This window comes from Gardnerella vaginalis, from assembly GCF_001546485.1.
GTDB lineage: Bacteria > Actinomycetota > Actinomycetes > Actinomycetales > Bifidobacteriaceae > Bifidobacterium > Bifidobacterium vaginale_D.
On record NZ_KQ956850.1, the window covers coordinates 111,440 to 136,322 of the forward strand.

Below are 24,883 nucleotides of genomic sequence, written 5' to 3' on the forward strand. Positions count from 1 at the left end.
TCTAAACTTGGTACTGAAGCTGAGTTTAAGAACATGATTACTACTTGCAAGGCAAAAGGTGTGGGAATTATTGCAGATGCTGTAATTAATCACACAACAGGAGCTGATAATAAGGATAAAATCGGTGTTGGTGGAAGCAAATATGATGCGACTGCGCAGACTTTTGAAGACGCTGGATACACTAAGGATGATTTCCATCAGAGCACAGAAAACATTAAAGACTACACTAAAGCTGAGGATGTGTGGAATAACAGGCTTGTAGGCTTACTTGATTTGGATACTTCTAAGCCTCATGTTCAGCAAGTTTTAGGCAAGTATTTTGCAGATTTGTTGAAACTCGGTGTTGCAGGTTTCCGTGTGGATGCTGTAAAGCATATTTCGCCAGCGGATATGAAAGCAATTAAAGCTGAAGCTGCGAAGCAAGCAAACACTACTCCTGACAAGATCTGGTGGATGCAGGAAACTATTGGCAACCCTTCAGAAGCTCAAGAAATTCAGCCGGCTGCACATTTAGGCGAAGGTGAAGTCAACGAGTTTGGCTACTCTTATCAACTTAAGCAGAACTTCAAAGGTTCGCTGATGAAGGCAAGCAAGTCGCTGAACAAAATTCAAGACGGCATGATTGCAAGCGATAAAGCTGCTATTTTCGTTACAAACTGGGATACTGAGCGTGGTAACAGTGTACTTACGTATAAAGATGGTCGTCGTTATGCTTTAGCAAACGCGTTCATGCTTGCATGGCCATACGGTACGCCAAACGTGTATTCTGGATACAAGTTTGATACTCATGATGAGGGTGCGCCTGGTGCGACTGATACTTCTGTACCGGACGCAACTTGTGGCAAGGATTCAAAGTGGCAGTGCGCTCAACGTTGGACATCAATCCGCGGCATGGTTGGATTCTACAATGCTGTTCAAGGTGCGAAAGTTACCGATTGGCAGGATGATGGCGACAACAACATTGCATTTAGTCGCGAAAAGAAGGGCTTCTTAGCGATCAACAATTCACTTGATGCAAAAGAAGTTTCTTATAAGACTGATTTGCCTGATGGCGAGTATTGCAATGTGTATGCTGCGGGAGACTGCTCTAAGACTGTTAAAGTTGAAAAAGGCGAAGTTAAAACCAAGATTGGCGCTCGCGAAGCAGTAGCATTGCATGTTAATGCCACAAAAGCTGCACATCCGGCTGGTACTGCTACAGACCCATCTGATCCTCAATATGGTGAAGAGAAGCCTGATGCTTCAATGCCAGGAGACTCTACTACAACTGTTTACTTTAAGCCAGACGAAAAGTTTAAGACTAAGAAAGTATACGTTCACTATGGCGTAGGCTCAAGCTGGACAAAAGTTCCTGGCGAAGAGATGCAGAAGGCTTGCGACGGTTGGTATAAGAAGACAATTAAGACCAATGGCAAAGATTATGAAGCAGTGTTTAACGATGGTAAAGATTACTGGTATCACGAAGGAGATAAGGATAACTTTAAGATTCCAGCAAATACTGATTCATATGTAGTACAAGATCACAAGGGTGGTGTTGGCGCTAATCCTTGCCCAGTAAAATATGAGCCAAAGACTACTGTTCGCATCCACTACGCACAAAAAGCGGGTGATACTCGCGATATTGGCATTTGGTTGTGGGGCAAAGACAAGGATGGTAAAGATTTACCTGGAGCTTGGTATAAGTTTACTGGCACGGATAAATTCGGCAAAGTTTTTGAAACTACAGTTGACGGTGCTTTTGAAAACAAGTCACTTTCCTTTATTACTACTACAAAAGATTGGAATAAAGACGGTGGCGATCGTGTTATTGAAAACTGTGCAAGTGGTCTTGCTGAAGCTTGGGTAACAGGCGGAACGGGTACTACGCAGTTTACTGCTCCAGACAATCTTAAGAAGAAGCCAAAAGAATTAAAGGTAACAGTTCACTACCATAGGAATAAAGGTGATTACCAAGGCTGGAATATGTGGACTTGGGATGACGGAACCGGTGGTACTGCTCGTTACTTTACTTCGCATGACGATTATGGAAAAGTTGCAACCTTTACTGCTAAGAATGATGCTGGTATAGAAAATCCAGGATTTATAGTAAGGCATTCAACTCCTACTAATGAATGGGATGCTAAAGATTATGCGCAGAATCGTATAATTCCTAATAACATTATCAAGCTCGATAAGACTGATCCTACTAAAGGAACTGCGGAAATCTGGCTTTTGCAAGGAGATTCTAACGTATATGTAAATGCCACTATGCCACAGCTTGCAGCTCACGTGATGTCTGCTGATATTGCTGGCTTAAAGAAGTTAGCTGTAAAAGTGTCTGGTGACGTGTCTTCCTTGAAAAAATCTGATGTAACACTTTTGGATAAGAGTGAGAAGTCTCAAAAGGAAATTGAAATTGTTTCGGTTGAGACAAAAGGATCAGATGTTACCATTGTAACTAAGGATGACCTTAATATTAAACACAAGTATGAGTTGAGTATTAAGGGATTAGCTAAAGATATTAAGCTTTCTGCTTCCTCAAAAACTGGTGCTAGCGTAATTCGTACCGATGAATTTGATAAGAAATACGCGTACAATGGCGATGATTTAGGTGCTGTGTATTCTGCTTCTTCAACTACTTTCAAGCTTTGGGCTCCAACAGCAACTGAAGTAAAGCTGATTACTTATAAGTCGACTGCTGAAAAAGCTGAAAAAGACAAAGAAACAGCTATGAAAGCAGAAGATCATGGTGTATGGTCTGCAAAGCTTGATGGCGACAAAGCTAATACAGCTTACGCATATGAAGTTCATTTTGCTGATGGCACAGTGAATGTTTCTGCTGATCCTTATGCTAAAGCTGCAGTAGTAAACGGCGAACGTTCTGTTGTATTAGCAGATAAAGACGCTGGTAATGCTGGAAAGCGTATGCCAAAGTTTGCGCACCCAACTGACGCAACAATTGCAGAAATGGATGTTCGTGATTTCTCAATCAATCCAAACTCTGGTATTAGTGCTGCTCATCGCGGTAAGTATCTTGGTGTAGTGGAAGCAGGTACGAAGACTACAGATAAGCATAATGTTTCTGGCTTTGATTATTTGAAGTCGCTTGGTGTCACTCACGTACAAATCATGCCTATGTATGATTTTGCTTCAGTGAATGAAACTGGTAACTTGGGTTATGGTCAGAAAGGTGCTCAAAACTGGGGTTATGATCCGCAAAACTACAATGTTCCTGAGGGATCTTACTCTACGGATCCTGCCAATCCAACAGCAAGAGTTAAGGAAGCTAAGCAAATGATTGCTGGCCTTCATAAGGCTGGTTTACGTGTGATTATGGACGTGGTTTACAACCATGTTTATAGTGTACAAAATCAAGCGTTTAACAAGACTGTTCCTGGATACTACTTCCGCTATAAGGATGGTGCTCTGAATGGTAACTCTGGATGCGGAAACGATACTGCTTCTGAGCGTCAAATGATGCGCAAGTATATTTTGGATTCTGTGAAGTATTGGGCTACGCATTACAACCTTGACGGCTTCCGATTTGATTTGATGGGCTTAATTGACCTGAAGACTATGCAGGAAGTGCGTGCCGAGCTTAATAAGATTGATCCATCAATTATTGTGCTTGGTGAAGGCTGGGATATGAATACTATGCTTCCTAAGAGCGATAGTACTATTCAACCTAATGGTTCTAAGATTCCAGGTGTAGCGTTCTTTAACGATTCATTCCGTGATGCTATGAAGGGTTCTGTATTTGATGCTAAGGGTACTGGCTTTGTCAATGGCAATACGAGTAAAGATACTAAGGCTTTGCTTGAGCATAATTTGCTCGGTTGCCAATTTGGCACAGGTGGTAAGACTGCAGATGGTAAGAATACAATCAAGTGCTGGAATGGTAATGCTGAAATGCACTTTGCTGATGCGGGTCAAGTAGTTCAGTATGTGGAAGCTCATGATAACTTGTCATTGTATGATAAGTTAAAGGTGTCTGCTCCTAAAGATACTGAAGCAATGCGCATGAAGCGAGTAAAGCTTGCAAACTCCATGATTTTGCTTGCTCACGGTGTGCCATTTATTCAGCTTGGTCAGGAATTCTTGCGAACTAAGAATGGTAACGAGAATAGTTACAATGCTGGAGATAAAGACAACGCTCTTGATTGGAATCGTGCAACAGAAAAGTCTGATTCTGTAAACTATTTCAAGGGATTGTTGAAGCTCCGTAAGAGCATTGCTTCTCTTCATGATTTTGATTATGCAACAATTAATAAGAACATGAAGATGATTGCTGGCACTCCTGATGGTGTAATTGCTTATACGCTTAAAGATGCAGATAAGCAATACGTTGTAGTATTCAATGCTAATAATGCTGAAACTCAAGTAAAGATTCCGGCTGGAAAGTATGCTGCATTGGTTGCTCATGGTGAAGTGAATAGTAAGCCACAGGCTGTGACTGTTGCTGCTGATGGAATATACAAGGTTGCTGCTCTTTCTACAGCTGTGTTGCTTAATGCAGAAAAGAAGCCGCAGCCATCTCCAGCTCCATCTCCATCTCCGGCACCGTCCCCATCTCCGGCACCGTCCCCATCTCCTCAGTCTGGTTCTACTTCAAGCTCAGATCATCAATCCCATGCTGTGAATTCTTCAAATTCAAAGAATGGGTCTGCAAGTACGAATACAGCAACAACGCAAGAGCAGTCTTCTCGTGAAAAGTCAATTTCAGATCAGAAGTTAACTTCAAACCGACGATCCAAGACAACTCTTGCAAAGCAGGCTCGCACGTTAAGTGCAACTGGCAGTAGCATAGCGCAAGTTGTTGTTATGTGTGGCGTACTTGTAGCTGCGGCTGTCTTATGCTTGATGCGTAATAAACATGTTAAGCATATTGCTTAATACGTGTGTTACATATTTGAGTAAGTTCTCGAATAGTAAGTTACGCTAGAAAGCATATACAATAAAACGAGGGCAATAGCATCGATGATGTTATTGCCCTCAACTTTGTGTTGGAAGCAAGGTATAGAATGAACGCGTTGAGGTATGCATAGCATAGCATAGGTATTTTGCAGAGTAATAATGAGCGAAAGAAGAAATGATGTATTGTACCAACTGTGGATCTCCCGTTAAAAATAACGCACGATTTTGTTCGCAATGTGGAACTGCAGTTGATCATTCGACAGTAGACGGCGCAGCAGCTAACACTACTGTAGTTGACAGTGCGTCAACAAACAATGTGCCAACTGATAGTCCAAAAATTCCAAATATTGGTATAACAACAGCTGCTGCTTATGCACCTGCAGCAACTTCCGTGCGTCAGCATATGGATGCATCTATTTCCCCAAATACTGCTGCTGCGGCAGCAGTCACTGCCACTACCGCTGCTTACGCAACTAATTCGTGGACAGATAACAATAACAATCGCAGAAATCTTATTATAGCTATTATTGTCGTTGTTTCTTTTATTCTTTCATGCATTTTGGGATGCCTAATTTGGGACTATATTCACCCAAGTCAAATACCTTATTCAAGATTGCGTACAGAACTCACGAAATCGCACAAATATTCAGATTATACGTTGAAAATTGTCAATTCTGATGTGTCACAATATCCACACGTGAAGTTGTATTTTTCGTTAACCGATAGCAGTGGTAAAGCATTGGAAATTGATTCCCCAACTGCTGCTATACGTGAGAAAATTGGTGGCGGCGAGGAAGTGGAACGACTTATCCATAAGGTTGAACGCATTAAAGATAATCAAGGAGTTAATTACGAGATACTGCTTGATAAATCTGGTTCTATGGAAGATTCTATTGATACTATGAAGCGCACTATGAGTGATTTTGTGCGTAGCCTTAACTATAAAGTCGGTGATAAAGGTGAGTTAATATCTTTCGATAGTTATCTCATGTATATGGCAACGTATACAAGTGATAAAGATCGTTTACTGAACGGCATTAATAACATGACGCCTTATGGTATGACAGCTTTATATGATGCGTTATACACTGGCGTTACTAATGCTTCAAATCATCCTGGTTTTAACTGTGTTATTGCTTTTACAGACGGACAAGATAACGAAAGTACGCATACTGCTGATGATGTTATTAGTTTAGCAAAACAAAAAGGCATTCCAGTATACTTAATTGGTACGAGTGAAGCAGATTCCAGTGTATTGCAAAATATTGCGAATGAAACAAATGGTTACTTTTGGGATATGAATTCAATCTCTGATATGCAAGAAGTAATGAATCGCATTAAAGTCAATGAGGATAACGTATATTGCCTTGAATACGATTCTGACTCATCCACAAGTCCATATGTTGACCGTGTAGTTTCCGCATTGCTGGCAGATTCTAAAAACTATCAATCAGGCGGTATTGGAGATGGTTTGGCGTTTAAGCCAGTAAAGAAGAAGACATATAAGAAGGGTAGCTCTCGTTTTGTTTTGCATAAAGGTGATGTGACGTGGACTGAAGCAAATAGCGCCTGTATGCAAGATGGTGGTTATTTAGTCACTCTTACTAATAAACGTAAAGAGAACAAAGTAATCAATATGGCTAAAAAAGAAGGAGTTAAGTATGTGTGGATTGGCGGCTATACATCTCAACGCGAAAATGGTGATGTGTTTGCACACTGGGTTACTGGCGAAAAAGTAGGTTACCAAAACTGGTTACCTGGTGAGCCAAGTCGTAATGATAAAGATGGTGAACCTGAGTTCTATCTCATGTTGTGGAGATTAAACGATGAATGGTCATGGAATGATCAGCGTGATAATCTCTTCACTACTCCTACATTGCGTAAAACATTCAGCGGTAAAACCGGCTATGTGTGTGAAGTAAATAAATAAGTAAAATACTGAAGGCAACGGTCTCTTAATATTTTAGAGGAAGATGTGATGCGAAAGCAACGAACACGTAAGTTACAAAGCAAACCTCACGCAGTTAATGGACGTATACTAACTTATTGCAACGCGTCACACAGTCAACGTGTCATAAAGTTAATAGCCCGTAATCGTTTTACTACACTTGCTGTAAGAGTTGCTGTCGTGTTACTTGTTGTGATGATATGTGTGGCTTTATTTGTTATGCGCTCGCAATTCTTCAATGATTCAGCAACGCATAACATTTCGCATGCTCATCAATCTGTACAAAAAGTTGAAAAACCGGAATTTGTAGTTCGCAAGCATAAAAATCATGCTTGGCAAGGATTTGATCCTAACAGTGCTGCAGTGAAAAATGTGCTGTCAAAAATGTCTCTTGAAGATAAAGTTGCACAAATGTTCATGGTAAAGCCTGAAGAATTGGTAGGATCCTATAATGCTGTGACTATTTCTGGTTCACCAATGCAGCAAGCTTTTACTACATTACCTGTTGGTGGCGTAATGTTGAGCAGGGAGAATATTCAAAATCCTGAACAAACTCAGCGTATGATTTCAGGTTTGCAAGCAATGAGTCAATCTCGTGTAGCATTGCCAGCATTAGTTTCTGTTGATGAGGAAGGCGGAACTGTTGCACGTGTAAGTTCTAATCCTGCTATGGGTGTGAAAGCTTCGCCTAATATGAGTGATATTGGAGCTACGCATAAACCGCTCAAAGCTTATAAAATTGGCAAATATATTGGAAACTATCTTTTCCAGTTAGGTTTTAATGTTGATTTTGCTCCTGTTGCTGATGTGCTTACGAATCCGAATAACACGTTGATGCAAAAACGTGCGTTTGGTTCTCGCGCATTGACAGTAGCCAGCATGGCTAGTGCTTTTGCAGATGGTTTACAAAATTCTCACGTGTTTGCTACATATAAGCATTTTCCTGGACATGGTTCGACTTTTGCTGATTCACATCAAGGACTGACTGTTTCAAATCAAACTCCTTTAGCATTGAGAAAAGTAGATTTGGTTCCATTTAGAGATGCTATAGCTCATGGTGTGGAATTTATTATGGTCAGTCATGTTTCGTACCCAAAAATTACGGGAGATGATACTCCTGCCAGTATGTCAGAAAAGATAGTTACTGGCATAGCGCGTAACAAACTTGGTTACAAAGGTATTCTTATTTCCGATTCATTAGGGATGGGCGCTGTATCCCTGCGTTATACTCCTGGCAATGCTGCAATTACCGGTATTAAGGCTGGTCTTGATATATTACTTGGCTCGCCAAACTCACGCCAAGCGTATTATGCAGTTGTGAATGCTGTTCGTCAAGGTATTATTACGTCAAATCGCATTGATGAATCTGTAAAACGAATTATTGCTGTGAAATTGCAAATTGCGCATCAACAAAATTCGCATAGAAAATAGAATTATTCTTCTCATTTCATGCGTGTCGCATAATTTTTACAATTTTTTTTTGATGCATAATTTCGTGCGTATTTTGTATTAACAGCATCATTTTTCTATATGCAACAAGGGTTTTGAGCATTATGTAAGCGAATTGCTTCTGCTTGTAATCCTGTACGAATGAACGTAATTGACGAGTATGCGTTTGCATTTGTACATTTTCAGTGTTAACATCGTTGGCAACACAAACGAATATCGAATGATTCGGTTGAGGTTTGTGCGTACACTACAGTAAGCGTCTATGAGTTAAGGAGGCAAGTATCATGCGTGGTATGAACATGAACGTTGTATCTCGTAATGCTTTTGGCGCTGCACGTATGTGGTGGTGGCAGTCTTCTCTTTGGCGTGAGTTTACTCTGAAGTTTTATTAGAAGCTGCACATGAAAAGCTTGTAGAAGACCTCCGGGGTAAGCCCGGAGGTCTTTTTGTATATAAGCTTTTAACTTTCAACAAATCAATATACAAATCAAAACAAAATCATTCGATAATTTTATGCCAAATGGTATGAAACTCAAACAAGGAGAGAAATGATGACTCAAGAGATGAACGAAAAGATTGCAGAAACTGCTACCAACGTCACAAGCGCAACTCATAATGCTGCAACAATGATGATGCGAGATGTAAAAGTTAAGCACCATGCATTAGATATAACATCTTTAGTATTGGTTGCTGTGCTGTTTGCAGCTGGATGCATTCTTGATTTTACTGTTGCAAAATCGCTTTCTATCGGCAATATTCAGCCTGAGTTTGTTATTGCTTCCTTCTGCTTATCAATTTTGCTGTTGCGTCCAAAGATTTATCAAGGTGCCATTATTGGTGCTCTTGCAGCAACGTTAATTCAATTTAATACTTCCATCCCATTCTTGGAGTACGCATGTGATATTCCAGCAGCAATTATTATGACTGCGCTTTTGCTTGGCTATGTACGCGTGTTTCCTAAGGATGCAGCTCGTAAAGTAAGTGTGTTTCCTCTTATTGCCACCTTTATTACTACGGTAATTTCGGGGTGCATTTTTGCTCTCATTGCTGCATTCTTTATTCTTCATTCCCCGAACATGGTAATGGTAATGTTGCCAATTATTCTTGGCACTGCAGCATTTAATGCTGTTGTTGTTGAAGTGTTGTACACGCCAATCAGATTAGTATTACATAAGTAAAATGCGCGGTGGCACATGTGCGTATCTATGTGCTGCAATATAAGGTATGTATAACGTAAAAGTATAAAGGTATAACAGCAAGTTGGCATCAATCAAGAATATGGTTGGTGTCAACTTGTGTGTTATGAATACTTGGAGAAGTACCTGTGAGGGTTGCATAGTAGTTACGATTGCGTTTGCTCAGTGTGTTACAGTTAGGAATGTTATGCCTCAACACGAAGAATATATTGCAGATAATCATTTAGTTGATTCTGCCGACCCAAGTAAAGAGTCTATGGAAAAAAGTAATAGCTCCCGTAAAGAAACACCTTTGCTCGCATTAAGTAACGTATCTTTTCAGTATACGACTCATAAGAGTGAAAATGCTGATAGTGAAGAAAATGACACTTTTGCTCTTCGAGATGTAAACCTTAGTATTTATTCTGGTGAATTTGTTGGTATTATCGGTCCTTCAGGTGCTGGTAAAACTACGCTTGCTTCGCTTTTTTCTGGTGCTATTCCTCACCATTATGCTGGTAATCTTTGTGGAACAGTAAGTATTGCTGGTCATGATACTACTTCACTTGAGCTCACTAACATTGCTTGCTTAATTGGTTCGGTTATCCAAGATATTGATGCGCAGATGGTTGCTGCAAATGTAGAGGACGAGCTGCTTTTTGGTTTAGAAAACTTTGGTATTTCGCATGATGATATTCCAGATCGCATTGCGAATGCGCTTGAAACTGTTGGCATTACTGATTTGCGTAATCGTGATTTAGATACGTTGTCAGGTGGTCAGAAACAGAAGGTTGCGATTGCTGCGATTCTGGCATTACAACCCAAAGTTATGGTTTTAGATGAACCAACTTGTGCATTAGATCCAGTATCTTCGCGCATGATTTTTGACATTCTCAGTGAATTAAATAAGAACTTTGGTATTACTATTGTAGTCATTGAGCAGAAGGTAGCTTTATTAAGCGAATATTGCAAGCGTCTCATGGTGCTTTCAAAAGGTGAGCTTGCGCTCGATGCTCCTGTTTCCGTTGCACTTAAAGATATTGATTTGTTAAGTGAAGTTGGTATCAATTATCCTCGAACTACGCATTTAGTGAAACAGTTGCAAGATGAAGAAATTTGTAAACCTTCGCCACTTACAGTCGGAGTTAATGAAACTGTAGATACTATTGTTGCAACATTACGCACTGATGATTCTGCGCTTTCTCATCAGCGCGATGCAAATATTGCAGAATGTACTCAAAAATCTATTGCAAAATCAAATAATCATAATGATGTTACTGATAAGCCATGTCTTTCGCTTACTCATGTAAGTTTTGCTTATAAAAGTAATGTACAAGCATTGTGCGATGTTTCTTTTTCTGTGCATTCTGGCGAGTTAGTGGCATTGGTTGGTAGAAATGGTGCTGGTAAAACAACGATTACAAAGATTATTAATGGATTATTAAGACCTACGGAAGGCACTATTACCATTGATGGCACTGATACTAAGCATCTTCGTATTAGTCAAATAGCTAAGTATGTATCTACGTTATTCCAAAATCCTGATCGTCAGTTATGTAAAGAGACTGTTCTTGAAGAAGTAGCATTAAGTTGCATGTTAATTGGTGAAGATAATCATCAAGCTCAGGCACATGCGATGGAAATTATTGAGGAATTAGAGCTTGAGCCTCAAGCTAGTCCATTTATGCTTTCTCGCGGGCAACGTCAAATGGTTGCTTTGGCTGCAACAGTGGTAACGAATCCTAAAATTTTGGTTCTTGACGAACCGACTTGTGGTCTTGATTATCATGAATGCATGCGAATTATGCAAGTCGTAGAACGATTACGCAATCAAGGTTGCTGCATAATTATGGTTTGTCACGATATGGAAGTAGTGCTTGATTATGCTACTCGACTTATCGTTATCAATGATGGAAAGATTGTTATTGATGGTTCAGCATATGACGTGTTTGAAAAACCAGTAGTGTGTGAAGCAGCTGCATTGTGTCCTCCGTTACTGTGCGCAGTTTCACAAGGTTTAGTAAAACATGGTTTTCAGCAGTGTAAAGGCTTGTATGTGCGAGCTGAAATAGTATCAGCATTATCATGCGAGATAAATTACAAGAAACAGCAATTGTAAGAATTAAAGGTAGTTGTATTTATGAAAACGAGATTATTGACTTACCAACCAGGAAAGACGCTGTTTCATCGGGCGGATCCTATTGCCAAACTGATACTTGCAGCAAGCACTGTAATAAGTGTGTTTATTGCTCAGCAATATACCGCGTTAATCGCACTTGTAGTACTTATATTGTTTGCAATGGCTTGTGCTCGTATTCTTAGAACACTGTTTCCTCTTATGAAAGCTATGTTTGTAATTACTTGTGTGATGTTTCTTTTGCAAACAGTTATTGCTCAAAAAGGTCATTATTTGTTCTTGTGGTTTACTCACAATGGTATAGATGTTGGAGCAAAGGCTGCTTTGCGGTTATTCTGCTTTGCGTTACCTTTGGTAAGTGTGCTTACTGTTACAAAATTAAATGATTTAGCAAATGCTGTAGTTCAACATTTGCGCGTACCATATTGCTATGCATTCACTATTACAACAGCAGTACGTTTTGTGCCAATTTTTGCTTACGAAATGTCACAAATTACAGAAGCGCAAATGGCTCGCGGTGTGGAGTATGATACTAAAAATCCATTTAAGAAATTGCGATTGATGATGCCGCTTATTGTACCTCTTTTGGTTACTTCTGTGCGGAAAGCAGATAGTTGTGCTCTTGCTGCTGAGGAACGCGGTTTTTATTTACGGACACGCAATTCATCATACTACAAGTACCCATTTGGTTGGCGTGGGCTCTTGCTTATAACTATTGCTGTGTTTATTATTGCTTTGCCAATATGTACTTCAATGTTATTGCCACAGCTTATATAAGAGCGTATATGAGTGTGCGTAATTTGCGAGGTGAGTGATGCAAAGCGCAAAAATTTGGATTAAGGGTGCTAGAATTTACACATTGCCAATAGGTTTAGTCCCAGTTGTTATGGCATTTGCTATTGCTTGTAGAATGATTCGTTTCTCATATTTTGAGAAAACTGGCATGCATTTGTGGCAATGTATTCTTCAATTTTTCTTATGTGCTGCAGTTGCTGCATGTATGCAAATATCAGTTAATTATGCTAATGATTATTGTGATGGGCTGAATGGTTTAGATGAAAATCGTAGTCTGCGCGCTTCAAATAATAGCAATGATTCCAAGCCGTTGTGCGACGTATCTTGGCGGCTTGCAGATGCTGACATTAAGCCTAAAGCAGTACTAAAAGCTGTAATAATCTCTGCAATAACTGCATGCATTTTTGGTTTGATCATTGTTGTGCGCACAGGAATATGGTGGTTTATTCTGCTGGGAATCTTATGCGTTGCTGCGGCATGGTTTTATGCTGGAGGAAAACATCCCTATGGTTATAAAGGTTGGGGGGAAGTAAGCGCGTTCGTGTTCTTTGGACCTGTGCCTTTTGTTGGTTCATTATGCGCAATCACATACGGTATGGGTATGCCAGCTAACAGTATCTTAATGAGTGAGCCTTTGAGAATTTTAGCTTGCGTACTTATGTCGTGTATTCCAGGAGCTTATTCAGGATGCTTAATGATGGTGAATAATCTTCGAGATATTGCAAGTGATAAAAAGCATGGAAAAATAACTGCAATGATGAGAATTGGTGAGCGTAGCGGTAGGCGTTTATGCGTTGCGATGAGTATTATAGCGACACTGCTATTGCTGGCATATTCAGTTTCAATTATTGCTTTTCCTGCAGCGGTTCCCTCAATGTGGCATTTTTATAAGATTGAAGTTTTTAGTGACTTGTATGGAATGCGTTGCGGAAGCATGGGGCATCTATTATTTGCTGGTATACAATGGCTTGTGCTGCTTGCTGTTGTTATCAAAGCGTATAAATTCGCTAAAAGCGTGCTTCATGGTGATTATAAGAACGCTTTTCCTCTATGTGTTTGCCAAGCCATACTTGGTGCTGTAGCTGTATTATTGTCGACAATTATATAAAATAGGCAAAATGGCGCGAATTGTGCATATTCGTACGCGAGTCTTATGAAGTTTATGCTATCATAGAGAGTCACAAACATGGTGCTCGTGCGGTTTTGAAAGACATGCTGGATTCATGCTATGAGGCGTGATATTTATTGGTGTTTGAACGTGCTGTAGCGTGCACGCCGTGTTGATTATGCATGGCGATGTTGCCCTGTGAGTATGTGGCAAAGAAATGAGGTTGTTAATATGCCAGTTGTAGAAAATAACGAAGGGGCAGAGCAAACAATGCCTGAGGTACTTACTGATGATGAACTTCGTGAAGCAGCTAATGAAGAAGCCGCTCAACGTGAGATGCAAGATAAAAAAGTTCATCACGCGCGCACCGTTGTTGTCGCTGAAGATGAGTCAGTCAACCGCATGGACTTGGTAGCAATGTTGGAAGATAACGGTTATCAGGTTGTCGGTCAAGCTGCTAATGGTCAGGAAGCTGTTGAGTTAACTCGTGAGCATCATCCAGATGTAGTGTGCATGGATGTGAAAATGCCGGTAGTTGATGGTATCACAGCTGCTGCAACGATTTGTGACGAAAATATTGCTCCTGTAGTCATGCTTACAGCTTTTTCTCAAGCAGATTTAGTCAAACAGGCAACGGGTGCAGGTGCAATGGCATACGTAACAAAACCATATGAAGAGTCTAAACTGCTTCCTGCTTTAGAAGTTGCTATGGGACGTTTTAGCGAAATTAATGATTTACTAGATAGTGTTGAGCGTACTGAAAATAAGTTGCGCGACACTGAAGATCAGCTCAAGAAAACAGAAGAAAAACTAAAGAAAGCTGAGGATACTTTAGAAGAACGTAAGCTTGTTGATCGTGCTAAAGGCTTACTTATGGATAAGGCTGGTTTCTCAGAGCAAGGTGCTTTCCGTTGGATTCAAAAAACTTCTATGGATCAGCGTATTCCTAAAAAGCGTCTTGCTTTGGCTATTATTGCCAAATATGGTGATGATAAACCAGCAGCTAACGCTGAAAATTAATACAGTTGAGAAATTACTATAATTAAACTCGATTACATTTGGATGCTCGCAAGTTGAATAATAAGTATGCTAGTGGGCAGTAGTTACGGAACGTGGGTGAGTAGTCAACAGTGAACGCCAACATCGTTGAAGAACATTCTTCGCAACTTGAGAATGAGAAAGGAACGTTGTTGGTCGTTGATGGCCATTCTCTTGCGTTCCGTGCTTTTTTTGCAATTTCTGCAGATAATTTTTCTACATCCTCTGGGCAAGCAACGAATTCTGTTTGGGGCTTTATCACTATGCTTTCGCAAGTGGTAAAAAAAGAGCATCCTGATCGTTTAGCTATTGCTTTTGATGTTAAAGGCGGTACTTTTAGAAATACTATGTTGCCGCAATATAAGGGTACGCGTGATGCTGCTCCTCAAGAGTTGCTTTCGCAGCTTCCACTTATTCAGCAAATGCTTCGTGCTCTTGGCGTTACGTATATTGAGAAGCCTGGTTATGAGGGAGATGATGTTATCGGCACTTTAGCAACTATGGGTGCTAATGCTGGGTACCGCACTTTGGTGCTTTCAGGTGATCGTGACGCATTTCAACTTATCGATGAGCATATTACAGTGTTGTATCCAGGGCAGCATTTTAAAGATTTAAAAGCAATGGATGCAGCAGCAGTTTTTGAAAAGTATCGTGTTACACCACAACAGTATCCTGATTTAGCTGCATTGAGAGGGGAAACAGCTGATAACATCCCGGGTGTCCCAGGCGTCGGTGACGGGTATGCTGCTAAGTGGATTAATCAATTTGGTAGTTTAGAAGATATTATTGCTCATGCTGACGAAATTACTGGTAAAAAAGGTGAGGCGTTACGTGAACATATTGATCAAGTTCGTTTGAATCGAAAAGTTAATGCTTTAGTTCGTGATTTAGATCTTGGCGTAAACATTGACGATTTAAGCTTTGGTGAAGTTAATGCTCAGCAACTAGGTGTCTTGCTATCTCAACTTGAATTTGGTGAATTAAAAAAGCGTAAAATTCTTAAAACGTTTAGTCGTGGAACGCGGCAGTCTATTGAAAATGCTATGCGTATTATGCTTTCTGCTGCTCATGAGAATGCTGAAAATTATGATGCTGTACAACAAAATAACCAATTGAGTAATGATGCTGAAGATTTTCAAGCAACTCTAGAAAGTATACACATGCATCATGTGCGAACAGTAGAAGATTGGCTTGAATGGAGACGTTGCGTAAGTTCTTATTTACTAGAAACAACGCAACATGATGTAAAAGATTCTAAGAAAGCATCAAGCAATGTTGACTCTGAGAATTATATAAATAATTCACGTCAATGTGCTGATTGCATAGAAAAAAATAATGAGTTAGTGTTATATGCGCATGAGTCTGGGCATCAATCTAAACATCATTTTGGTTTGCAAGCTGATTGCGTAATAATGCTTGTTAATAATCATGCTGCATTAGTATATGCGGTAGATTTACTGTCTGAAGAATCAATCTTACAGAATTTATTGCGTGAGTTTTTGCAGCAATATGCTTCTAACATAGTTTTGCATGATTATAAGAAACATTTGGGTTTATTAGAGTCTCTGAAATTGCTTGATGCAAAGAGTGAACGTAATGTCATGCCGCTACTTGATACGCGTTTAGCATCCTACTTGTTAGAGCCTGATTTTCGCGCAGAAACACTTGAAATGATGGCAGAACACTATTTAGATATTCCAAGTAGTGAAGAAAATGCGAGTAATGAAGAAGCTAAGCAAGGTGAGCTTGAACTCCTGCTCGACGATCTTGTAACTTCTTCTGAAAAGCAAGTGGCTGTAGAAGAAACGCAACGCAATGAAACAAGAATGTTAAGGAACGTGGCGATTACGCGTCTTTTAGCTCAACAATTTGCTCCAATTTTGGATGCGAGAAAGCAAACAGGCTTAATGGTTGATTTGGAAATGCCTATTTCTCGCGTTTTGCGTGCATTAGAAGATGTTGGCGCTGCGGTTGATATGCAACGTTTAAATGGTATGCTATGCCAATTCTCTTCAGACGCTGAGTTTGCACAAAATATGGCTTGGCAAGTGGCAGGTAAGCATATTAATTTGCAAAGCCCTAAGCAGCTGCAGGAAATAATTTTTGAACATTTTGGTCTTAAGCCAACGCGTCGCACGAAAAATGGCTCATATACTACTAATGCTGAAGCTTTACAAGCAATGTATGCCAAATTGGATCCTGAAGAACCTGCAAGTCAGTTTTTAGGTGCATTGTTGAAGCATCGTGAAACAAATAAGTTAAAACAGATTGTACAAAGTTTGATTGATGCAGCTCATTATGATGATCAGCGTATCCATACTACTTTTGAACAAACAATCGCAGCAACAGGTCGTTTAAGTTCCGCAGATCCAAATTTGCAAAACATTCCTAACCGCAATGCTGCAGGTCGTGAAATTCGTGCCGCTTTTATTCCAGGAGCAGGCTTTGAATCTTTAATGAGCTGCGATTATTCGCAAGTTGAACTGCGTATTATGGCTCATGCTTCGCATGATAAGACACTTATTAAAGCATTTTGTTCGGGTGCTGATTTTCATAAATATGTAGCTAGTTTGGTGTATCAAATTCCTGTAGAGCAAGTCAGTAATGATCAGCGATCACACGTAAAAGCAATGAGCTACGGTTTAGCATATGGTTTAAGTACTTATGGTTTAGCTAAGCAGCTTTCGATTTCTCCGGCTGCAGCTGAAGTGTTAAAACGAAAATATTTTGATACGTTTGGTAACGTGCACGATTATTTGGAGTCTTTGGTTTTTGAAGCTAAAAAGCTTGGCTATACGGAAACTATGTTTGGTCGGCGTCGATATTTTCCACAACTTGCTTCAAATAATCGTGTTGCGCGTGAAGCTGCAGAGCGTGGTGCTTTAAACGCTCCAATTCAAGGAACTGCAGCAGATATTATGAAACTTGCTATGCTTCGTGTTGATCATGGGTTGCGTGAAGCTCGATTGACGAGTCGTGTAATTTTACAAATTCATGATGAATTGATTTTAGAAATTGCGCATGGTGAACAGGAAGAAGTGGAAAATATAGTACGTCAAGCCATGGAGCATGCTGTTCATTTAGATGTTCCACTTAATGTGTCAACTGGTGTTGGCGCTGATTGGCAACTGGCTGCCCATTAATCTACGAGCAAGGAATCATATGACAAGATTATATGAAGCAGTACAAGCTTTAGAAAAGCTGTATCCTCTTGAATATGCTGAAGATTGGGATGCTCCAGGTCTTATTGTGGGTGATTTATTAGCACCTGTTCGACGTATTGTGTGTGTTTGTGATCCTAAGCTAAGTACAGTGACTCATGCAATAGACATGGGTGCTGATTTATTGGTTACGCATCACCCATTGTTCTTCAAGGCAGTGCATGATGTATCCGGTAGAGGAGTGCGTGGTGAAATTGTGCAGCGTTTGATGACTCATCACTGTGGTTTGTGGGTTGGACATACTAATGCTGATGTTGCGTGGCGCGGTGTTGCCCATGCTGCTGCGGATGCTTTTGGTTTGCGTAATCTTCGTCCTCTAGTTTCAACTGGTCAAAGTGATAGTGCTCAGCATCCTGTTGGATTGGGTCGTGTTGGAGCATTAGATGTATCAATGTCTTTACGTGATTTTTCACAACGTGTATTCGATGTTCTTCCTCGAACACAACTTGGAATACAAGTCGCTGGTAATCTGGACGCTTTAGTGAAAACTGTAGCAGTTTTACCTGGATCTGGAGATAGCTTATTTGATGCTGTTCGAGAGTCTCAAGCGGATGTATATGTTACAAGTGATTTACGTCATCATCCCGCTACAGACGCTTTTGAGCAAGCATTATATGAATCGCAATTGCGCAGCAAGATTAATCCTGATTGTGAGAAAAAAGTTTATCCAATGCTTATTAACACTCCTCACAGTGCTATTGAATCATTATGGTTTAACTATGCTATAAGTGATATTGCACATGCAGTTGCTCAAATTTCTGGTGAATGTCCTGAAGTTACTTGGCTACCTGATTCCTGTGATCCATGGAATTATGTGATTAATTAAATTGTCAAAGAAACTATAAATTTTAAGCTTTTTTCAAATATCAGCAACATAGCGTGAAAACTGAGCAAATATATGAGATACTTATAAGTATGCATATAAGACCAGGTTCCATGTATCCGCTTGGTGCCAATTATGATGGTGCCGGCGTGAATTTTGCGCTGTTTTCCGAAGTTGCAAGGCGCGTTGAATTATGCTTGTTTGATGAAAACGATCATGAAACACGTATTGACATGACTGAACAGAACTCATACGTTTGGCATAACTATGTGTCAGGAATTCAGCCTGGTCAGCGTTATGGTTACCGTGTTCATGGCCCTTATGATCCATCTCATGGCTTGTGGTGTAACCCACACAAATTGTTGCTAGACCCGTATGCAAAAGCAATAGAAGGCAATATTGACGGTGATGAAAGCTTATTCTCGTATTGGTTTGCTAATCCGGATGATATTTCTGCAATGAATACTTTAGATTCTGCAGCTCACACAATGAAAGCTGCTGTTATTAACCCATATTTTGATTGGGGTAATGATCAGCATCCTATGATTCCATACCATGATTCTGTTATCTACGAAGCTCATGTTCGTGGCATGACTAATCTCGACAAACGTGTTCCTGCAGATATTCGCGGTACTTACGCTGGTCTTGCGCATCCAAGCGTTATCTCCTATTTAAGAAAGCTTGGTGTTACAGCAATTGAGCTTATGCCAATTCATCAGTTTGTGAACGATTCATTCTTGCAAAATAAGGGATTGAGTAATTATTGGGGCTACAATACCATCGGTTTCTTCGCTCCACAAAATTCTTACTCAAGTTCTGGTCAGCGTGGTGAGCAAGTTAATGAGTTTAAGTCAATGGTGAAGGCGTACCATGCAGCTGGTATGGAAGTTATTCTTGATGTAGTTTATAACCACACGGCCGAAGGTAACGATAGGGGACCAACGTTAAGTTTCCGTGGTATTGACAATCGTGCCTACTATCGTCTTGTAGACAATGATCAGCGTCATTATTTTGACACTACTGGCACTGGTAATTCACTTCTTATGCGCTCGCCAAAGGCTTTGCGTTTAATTACTGATAGTTTGCGTTATTGGGTGACTGAAATGCACGTTGATGGCTTCCGCTTTGACTTAGCTGCAACGCTTGCTCGTCAATTCCAAGAAGTAGATAAGCTCTCTGCATTCTTTGACATTATTGAGCAAGACCCTATTATCTCTAGCGTAAAGCTTATTGCTGAACCTTGGGATATCGGTGTTGGTGGCTATCAAGTAGGTGGATTCCCTCCAAGCTGGTCTGAATGGAATGGGCGTTATCGTGATTGTGTACGTGATTTTTGGCGTTCACAGCCGTCGACTTTGCCTGAATTTGCAAGTAGGCTTATGGGAAGTTCTGATTTGTATGAGCAGAATGGTCGTAAGCCTGTTGCATCTGTGAATTTCATTACAGCTCATGACGGCTTTACTATGAATGATTTAGTAAGCTATAACGAAAAACATAATGAAGCAAATAAAGAAGGAAATAACGACGGTGCAAATGACAACCGTTCTTGGAATTGTGGCGTAGAAGGTCCTACCAGTATTCACGATGTGAATGAACTGCGAGAGAGGCAAATACGTAACCTGTTCTCAACATTGCTTATGAGTCAGGGTATTCCTATGATTTGCGCAGGCGACGAAGTAATGCGTACGCAGCATGGCAATAATAATGCTTACTGTCAAGATAATCCTATTTCTTGGATGAGCTGGGATTATAACGAAACTCAACGTGATATGTTTGATTTCGTTTCTAAACTTATTCATTTGCGTCTTCATCACCCTGTTTTGCATCGTCGTCGCTTCTTTACTGGACGTTCAAACAATGATGATGTTTGTGATATTCCACAAGTAGAATGGCTTGATCATAACGGAACTGTTATGGACATGGAAGACTGGTCAAATACTCACGCGCTTTCTGTGATGATTTATTTGAATGGTTCTGACATTCCAGAAACAGACTGGTATGGAACAAGAATGATCGATAATGACTTTATTCTTATATTTAACGCTCATTATGAACCAATTACTTTTACATTGCCAGACAAGCGTTATGGTGAAAAGTGGAAGCTGATTGTAGACACCTATAATCCAAAAGGTCCTGAGCTTTTATATGAGGCTGGATTTAATATTGTGGCTCAATCTCGCAGCTTCTTGCTACTTATGAGCGAGCATAAGCCAGAACATTAAATAAGAGTCGAATAAAAATAATTTAATCGCAAATAATTTTATAATTTTATACGATTAAAGCAGCGTAGGAATTTAGTTTCCTGCGCTGCTATTTGCTATAATAGCTTGATTAATTTTTGATTGCATACGATCTGTTTGCATAGCTGCAACCTGTCTTGAAAAAACAATAATCCATCCTAGAAATAGCAGGCAAGATAATGCTTCAACATTAGTAAGAGTATTGTGACCGTGCATCCACTGATTTCCAGCCCAAGCTGTAAGAACAACAGCTAAATCAGAAGCTACATAGAATGTGCGAGAAAGGCGAGGAGCTAACCAAGGCAAACATATAAGCATGGTGCAAATTAATCCAGTTACGCCTCTAGCACACAAGTCATGAAGAAAAGGATGAGGAGTATAACGGAAAGTTCCTATGCCAATAAAAGCAATACCGCCTAAAATAAGCAAAGTAGCCATAATGGTTGTGCGAGTTTTGAAATGATGCGTGCGCTCCTCATTGTTATGTTGTAATATTTCACGCTGAGTTGCAACAAATTCTGTAACAGCAAAGTAGCTCGTTATAATAATGCAAATTCCAGATAGTACAAGCGTTGCGTTAAACATGCTGGCTGCGAATGTGGTGCGATCACCGAGCTGAGAAAAATTATTGTTATACCAATAGGGGTCGTCGGTAGTAAGACCTGCAGTAGCGGCGCCTGAAATAACGAAAAGTGGAAGTAAGGAAGCTACTGTTTTAGCCTCAAGAAGTTCAGCTTGAATGAGTGTTGCGTAACCAACAATTCCGGATAATGCCGAGCATAATACTGGCAAATAATTGTTCATTGCGGCTCTGCCGATAATGCTGTTAATAATAGAAAGTAATGCAAAAGACATAAGAAACATTGTTGCGCCATAAATGGTAGAAAGCGCAGTAAGTTCAAATGTATGTTTTGCTATACGAATGAGATGGTGTCCAGTAAATTTTTTATTAGTGCGCAGGTAACCAATAATAAAAGCGCCAATACTGCACAACGCCACAATTCCTGAGGATGTAAGAAAAAGTCTTTGACTAATTTGCCAAAATGCTGGCATAACCAACATGTATGTAGACATAATAACCATTCCGAATGCTGCGCATATAAGAAATGCTATTAACCCCATTGCCTCAGTTCGCTGGAAACGTCCCATAATATTAATTCCTTTATGAATAGAATACTTTCTATTGTAACTGGTGGTGCTCAAGTCAATCATGTTTTGAAAATTGGACACGCTAGGTGTGTCGTAAATTTGCTTTTGTCGGCAAAGTGCGCTATTGTATTTGATTGTGCTTGGAGCTACTAAGTAGTTTGAAAGCCTCGGGGTGTAGCGCAGTTTGGTAGCGCGCCTGCTTTGGGAGCAGGATGTCGCAGGTTCGAATCCTGTCACCCCGACTTTTGAAACCCGGATTGTTTTCCGGGTTTTATTTTTTTAGCTCGCTTGTGAGACGTTCTGTTGCTCGTTTTCAACGCACTTTTTAATAAAATTGTACAATTGTATTTAAATATTTACTATACAAAAAAGCAGTCTATGTGTACTCTTATAAGCGTAAGTTTGTGCTGCAGCATTGCATTACATTCTTATACTGTGATTATAAATATTTTGACTCGGGAGCCGTTTGGCTGAGAGGAAGCGAAAGCTTCGACCGATTGAACGTGTGCTAAGTAATATTAGCAACGGATGTCGCTCTTTTCCCGTGCCCAAATCTTTCAATATTGAAGAAAGGCACTTTACTATGACTAATGTTTCAATTGAACATTCTAATCGCTGGCGTATTCTAGATATCGTAATTGCTGCTATTATTGCTGTTGCATCTGGCGTATTATTCTGGGCTTGGGATATTGTGTGTGCAGCTCCTACTAATCTTTTTGCAAGCCTGTTGCCTGGTGCTGAAGGTTTATCTAATGGTTTTTGGCTTTTTGCTGGACCTTTAGCTGCAATAATCGTACGTAAGCCTGGTGCTGCATTATTTGCTGAAACGCTTGGTGCGTTTGTAGAACTTATGTTAGGAAATCAGTGGGGCGTTGGCGGATCCTTGATTGTTGGTATCATTCAAGGCATTGGTGCAGAACTTGCCTTCATCTTGTTTATGTACAAGTCATGGAATTTGCTTTCCACTGTAATATCTGGCTCATTGGCAGGCGTAGCTTGCTTTATCTACAATTGGACTAGTGGCGGCCAAGGCTGGAATACTCAGTATATTGTTGCAAATCTCATTACTTCTATTATCTCTGGTTTCATTGTTGCAGGCGTTGTCGTGTGGCTTGTTCAAAAGGCGTTAGCTGCAACGGGTGTGCTTGATCGTTTTGAGTCAGGCCGCCCTCAGGCATTAGTGTGAGTTATATCTGGAATATTTATTGCAATTTATAAACTATCGTGTTTCATGTCAAAATGACAAAAACACGATAGTTTACTCATATGATGCTCTTATTATTGTATTTATTTCATATTTTGATTTTTTTAAATTATGCTATGCAATGAAAGTTTGTTGGTATGCAATTTGTGGATAAAACTGAGTGGACTCCAGCGAGTGTAGTTGCTCAAAACTGGGGTTGGAGGCACGCAACACGCAAAGATTTTGTGTTAAGGAATGTGAATATTGATATTAAGCCTGGTGAGCATGTGCTGCTTTTAGGCGCTTCTGGCGCTGGGAAAAGCACATTTATGGCAGGTTTAGCAGGTGTATTAGGCGATGAAACAGAAGGCATGGAAGAAGGTAGTCTTCTCATCGGTGGTGTTCATGCTAGGGATGCTCGCGGGCAAGTTGGACTTGTTATGCAAGATCCAGATTCTCAAATTATTCTTGAGAGAATAGGTGATGATGTAGCTTTTGGAAGTGAGAATCTTGGAATTGCTACTGAAGAGACTTGGAATCGTGTGCAGCTTTCATTAAAAGCTGTTGGATTAGACGATATTACTCAAGGAAGTCAGGGTCTTAGACGTTCAACACAATCTTTATCGGGAGGTCAAAGGCAACGTCTTGCTTTAGCAGGAGTGCTTGCAATGCACCCTGGATTACTACTTTTAGATGAGCCTACAGCTAATCTCGATCCTGAAGGTGTTCAGCAAGTGCATGATGCAGTAGCGAATATTCTTAAAAAAACAGGTTCTACGATGATTGTAGTTGAACATCATATTGATGTTTGGCTGGATTTGATTGATAGAGTTATTGTTGTTGGGAAAAATGAAGATAATAATAGTGCAAATGCGGGTTGTGTTATCGCAGATGGTAAACCTGAGGAGGTTTTTGCAAAATATGGTGATATGCTTGCAGAAAGTGGTGCTTGGGTTCCAGGAAGAACAGTGAAATCTTTTGCTCCTCAACATTGTGATAGCGTAATGAAGGATATGGAAAAATCTGTTGCACTTTATACCAATGATTGCTCTTTTGGAAGAACTCTACCACTAGCTGAACATGTTAATGTAGCTTTTCGTTTTGGCGAAGTAGCAGCTTTAATGGGGCCTAATGGTGCTGGTAAAACTACGTTAGCGTTAACACTTGCAGGCTTATTAAAACCGATTGACGGCTGCGTATGCATGATGAACAAGTACGTGCCGAAGCGACGAAAGAATAATCTTTTTACGTGGAAAAGTCAAGAATTATTAGGTCGAGTTGGCATGGTGTTTCAAGAGCCAGAACACCAATTTATAACATCATCTGTGAGAGACGAAGTTGCTGTAGGACCTAAAAAGCAAGGAAAAAGCGAAAAGGAATCTTACGATATTGCCGATAACATGCTTGAACGTATGAATTTAAAGCGTTTTGCTCTTGCTAATCCTTATACCTTATCTGGAGGAGAAAAACGTAGACTTTCTGTAGCTACGCTTTTAGCTGCTGCTCCACGTGTTGTCATTATGGATGAGCCTACTTTTGGACAAGATTTTAAAACTTGGACAGCGATGGTGGAACTTATTGCACAAATACGAGATAGTGGCTCAGCAGTGATCGTGGTTACTCATGATGATGAGCTTGTAAAGTCTTTAGATGCCAGAGTAATACGAGTTGAGTATGAAAAAGTCACAGACTCTGCTCATAACTACAATGAAAGGAATGAGTAG

At 40.1% G+C, this 24,883-nt stretch carries 14 protein-coding genes, 1 tRNA gene and 1 riboswitch; of the genes, 14 read left to right on the top strand and 1 reads right to left on the bottom strand.

Translation table 11 applies throughout. The features are described from left to right. The 11 genes from pulA to glgX all read left to right on the top strand — a co-directional run. The coding region (pulA, locus tag HMPREF3208_RS02620) for a type I pullulanase (RefSeq protein WP_230953060.1) at positions 1 to 4,872 on the top strand (4,872 nt) is incomplete at its 5' end. A 196-nt stretch (positions 4,873 to 5,068) separates the two neighbouring features. Next, entirely contained in the window at positions 5,069 to 6,823 is a 1,755-nt protein-coding gene (locus HMPREF3208_RS02625) for a VWA domain-containing protein (RefSeq protein WP_016637176.1), read from the top strand. A 48-nt stretch (positions 6,824 to 6,871) separates the two neighbouring features. Continuing rightward, positions 6,872 to 8,272, top strand: coding sequence for a glycoside hydrolase family 3 protein (locus HMPREF3208_RS02630; RefSeq protein WP_016637177.1), 1,401 nt, complete (start codon positions 6,872 to 6,874; stop codon positions 8,270 to 8,272). A gap of 569 nt (positions 8,273 to 8,841) precedes the next feature. After that, positions 8,842 to 9,468 carry a hypothetical protein gene (locus HMPREF3208_RS02635; RefSeq protein ID WP_032814177.1) on the top strand — a complete coding sequence of 209 codons (627 nt, stop codon included), beginning with the start codon at positions 8,842 to 8,844 and terminating at the stop codon, positions 9,466 to 9,468. A gap of 274 nt (positions 9,469 to 9,742) precedes the next feature. After that, a complete protein-coding gene (locus HMPREF3208_RS02640; RefSeq protein ID WP_064347118.1) occupies positions 9,743 to 11,584 on the top strand; it encodes an ABC transporter ATP-binding protein in 1,842 nt (613 codons plus the stop codon). A 21-nt stretch (positions 11,585 to 11,605) separates the two neighbouring features. Continuing rightward, a complete protein-coding gene (locus HMPREF3208_RS02645; protein WP_016637181.1) occupies positions 11,606 to 12,379 on the top strand; it encodes an energy-coupling factor transporter transmembrane component T family protein in 774 nt (257 codons plus the stop codon). Positions 12,380 to 12,416: 37 nt separating this feature from the next. Next, a complete protein-coding gene (gene menA / locus HMPREF3208_RS02650) occupies positions 12,417 to 13,505 on the top strand; it encodes a 1,4-dihydroxy-2-naphthoate octaprenyltransferase (RefSeq protein ID WP_064347090.1) in 1,089 nt (362 codons plus the stop codon). 231 nt (positions 13,506 to 13,736) lie between these two features. Beyond that, positions 13,737 to 14,525, top strand: coding sequence for an ANTAR domain-containing response regulator (locus tag HMPREF3208_RS02655; protein WP_032814200.1), 789 nt, complete (start codon positions 13,737 to 13,739; stop codon positions 14,523 to 14,525). Positions 14,526 to 14,635: 110 nt separating this feature from the next. Beyond that, positions 14,636 to 17,686 carry a DNA polymerase I gene (gene polA / locus HMPREF3208_RS02660; RefSeq protein WP_064347092.1) on the top strand — a complete coding sequence of 1,017 codons (3,051 nt, stop codon included), beginning with the start codon at positions 14,636 to 14,638 and terminating at the stop codon, positions 17,684 to 17,686. Positions 17,687 to 17,705: 19 nt separating this feature from the next. Further along, a complete protein-coding gene (locus HMPREF3208_RS02665) occupies positions 17,706 to 18,590 on the top strand; it encodes a Nif3-like dinuclear metal center hexameric protein (RefSeq protein WP_016637185.1) in 885 nt (294 codons plus the stop codon). Between the two features lie 89 nt (positions 18,591 to 18,679). Then, positions 18,680 to 20,809: a glycogen debranching protein GlgX gene (gene glgX / locus HMPREF3208_RS02670; protein ID WP_064347093.1), complete on the top strand. Its 2,130-nt coding sequence runs from the start codon at positions 18,680 to 18,682 to the stop codon at positions 20,807 to 20,809. A 72-nt stretch (positions 20,810 to 20,881) separates the two neighbouring features. On the opposite strand, the gene HMPREF3208_RS02675 is transcribed toward glgX, so the two are convergent. Further along, entirely contained in the window at positions 20,882 to 21,976 is a 1,095-nt protein-coding gene (locus HMPREF3208_RS02675; protein ID WP_032814183.1) for a hypothetical protein, read from the bottom strand. A gap of 168 nt (positions 21,977 to 22,144) precedes the next feature. On the opposite strand from HMPREF3208_RS02675, the gene HMPREF3208_RS02680 reads away from it, so the two are divergent. The 3 genes from HMPREF3208_RS02680 (at position 22,145) to HMPREF3208_RS02690 (ending at position 24,883) form a co-directional block, all read left to right on the top strand. Further along, positions 22,145 to 22,218 (top strand) — tRNA-Pro (locus HMPREF3208_RS02680). 203 nt (positions 22,219 to 22,421) lie between these two features. Then, positions 22,422 to 22,523: riboswitch (TPP riboswitch) on the top strand. A gap of 36 nt (positions 22,524 to 22,559) precedes the next feature. Next, positions 22,560 to 23,162, top strand: a complete 603-nt coding sequence (locus HMPREF3208_RS02685) for an ECF transporter S component (protein WP_016637188.1) — start codon at positions 22,560 to 22,562, stop codon at positions 23,160 to 23,162. 155 nt (positions 23,163 to 23,317) lie between these two features. Next, entirely contained in the window at positions 23,318 to 24,883 is a 1,566-nt protein-coding gene (locus tag HMPREF3208_RS02690) for an ABC transporter ATP-binding protein (RefSeq protein ID WP_064347096.1), read from the top strand.

Excerpts from the sequence above, each read along its gene's own strand:
- HMPREF3208_RS02685 (WP_016637188.1), top strand. The coding sequence starts at position 22,560 with ATGACTAATGTTTCAATTGAACATTCTAATCGCTGGCGTATTCTAGAT.
- HMPREF3208_RS02690 (WP_064347096.1), top strand. The coding sequence starts at position 23,318 with ATGCAATTTGTGGATAAAACTGAGTGGACTCCAGCGAGTGTAGTTGCT.
- HMPREF3208_RS02640 (WP_064347118.1), top strand. The coding sequence starts at position 9,743 with ATGGAAAAAAGTAATAGCTCCCGTAAAGAAACACCTTTGCTCGCATTA.
- HMPREF3208_RS02635 (WP_032814177.1), top strand. The coding sequence starts at position 8,842 with ATGACTCAAGAGATGAACGAAAAGATTGCAGAAACTGCTACCAACGTC.
- HMPREF3208_RS02645 (WP_016637181.1), top strand. The coding sequence starts at position 11,606 with ATGAAAACGAGATTATTGACTTACCAACCAGGAAAGACGCTGTTTCAT.
- glgX (WP_064347093.1), top strand. The coding sequence starts at position 18,680 with ATGCATATAAGACCAGGTTCCATGTATCCGCTTGGTGCCAATTATGAT.
- HMPREF3208_RS02665 (WP_016637185.1), top strand. The coding sequence starts at position 17,706 with ATGACAAGATTATATGAAGCAGTACAAGCTTTAGAAAAGCTGTATCCT.
- HMPREF3208_RS02625 (WP_016637176.1), top strand. The coding sequence starts at position 5,069 with ATGATGTATTGTACCAACTGTGGATCTCCCGTTAAAAATAACGCACGA.
- HMPREF3208_RS02655 (WP_032814200.1), top strand. The coding sequence starts at position 13,737 with ATGCCAGTTGTAGAAAATAACGAAGGGGCAGAGCAAACAATGCCTGAG.
- menA (WP_064347090.1), top strand. The coding sequence starts at position 12,417 with ATGCAAAGCGCAAAAATTTGGATTAAGGGTGCTAGAATTTACACATTG.
- HMPREF3208_RS02630 (WP_016637177.1), top strand. The coding sequence starts at position 6,872 with ATGCGAAAGCAACGAACACGTAAGTTACAAAGCAAACCTCACGCAGTT.
- HMPREF3208_RS02675 (WP_032814183.1), bottom strand. The coding sequence starts at position 21,976 with ATGGGACGTTTCCAGCGAACTGAGGCAATGGGGTTAATAGCATTTCTT.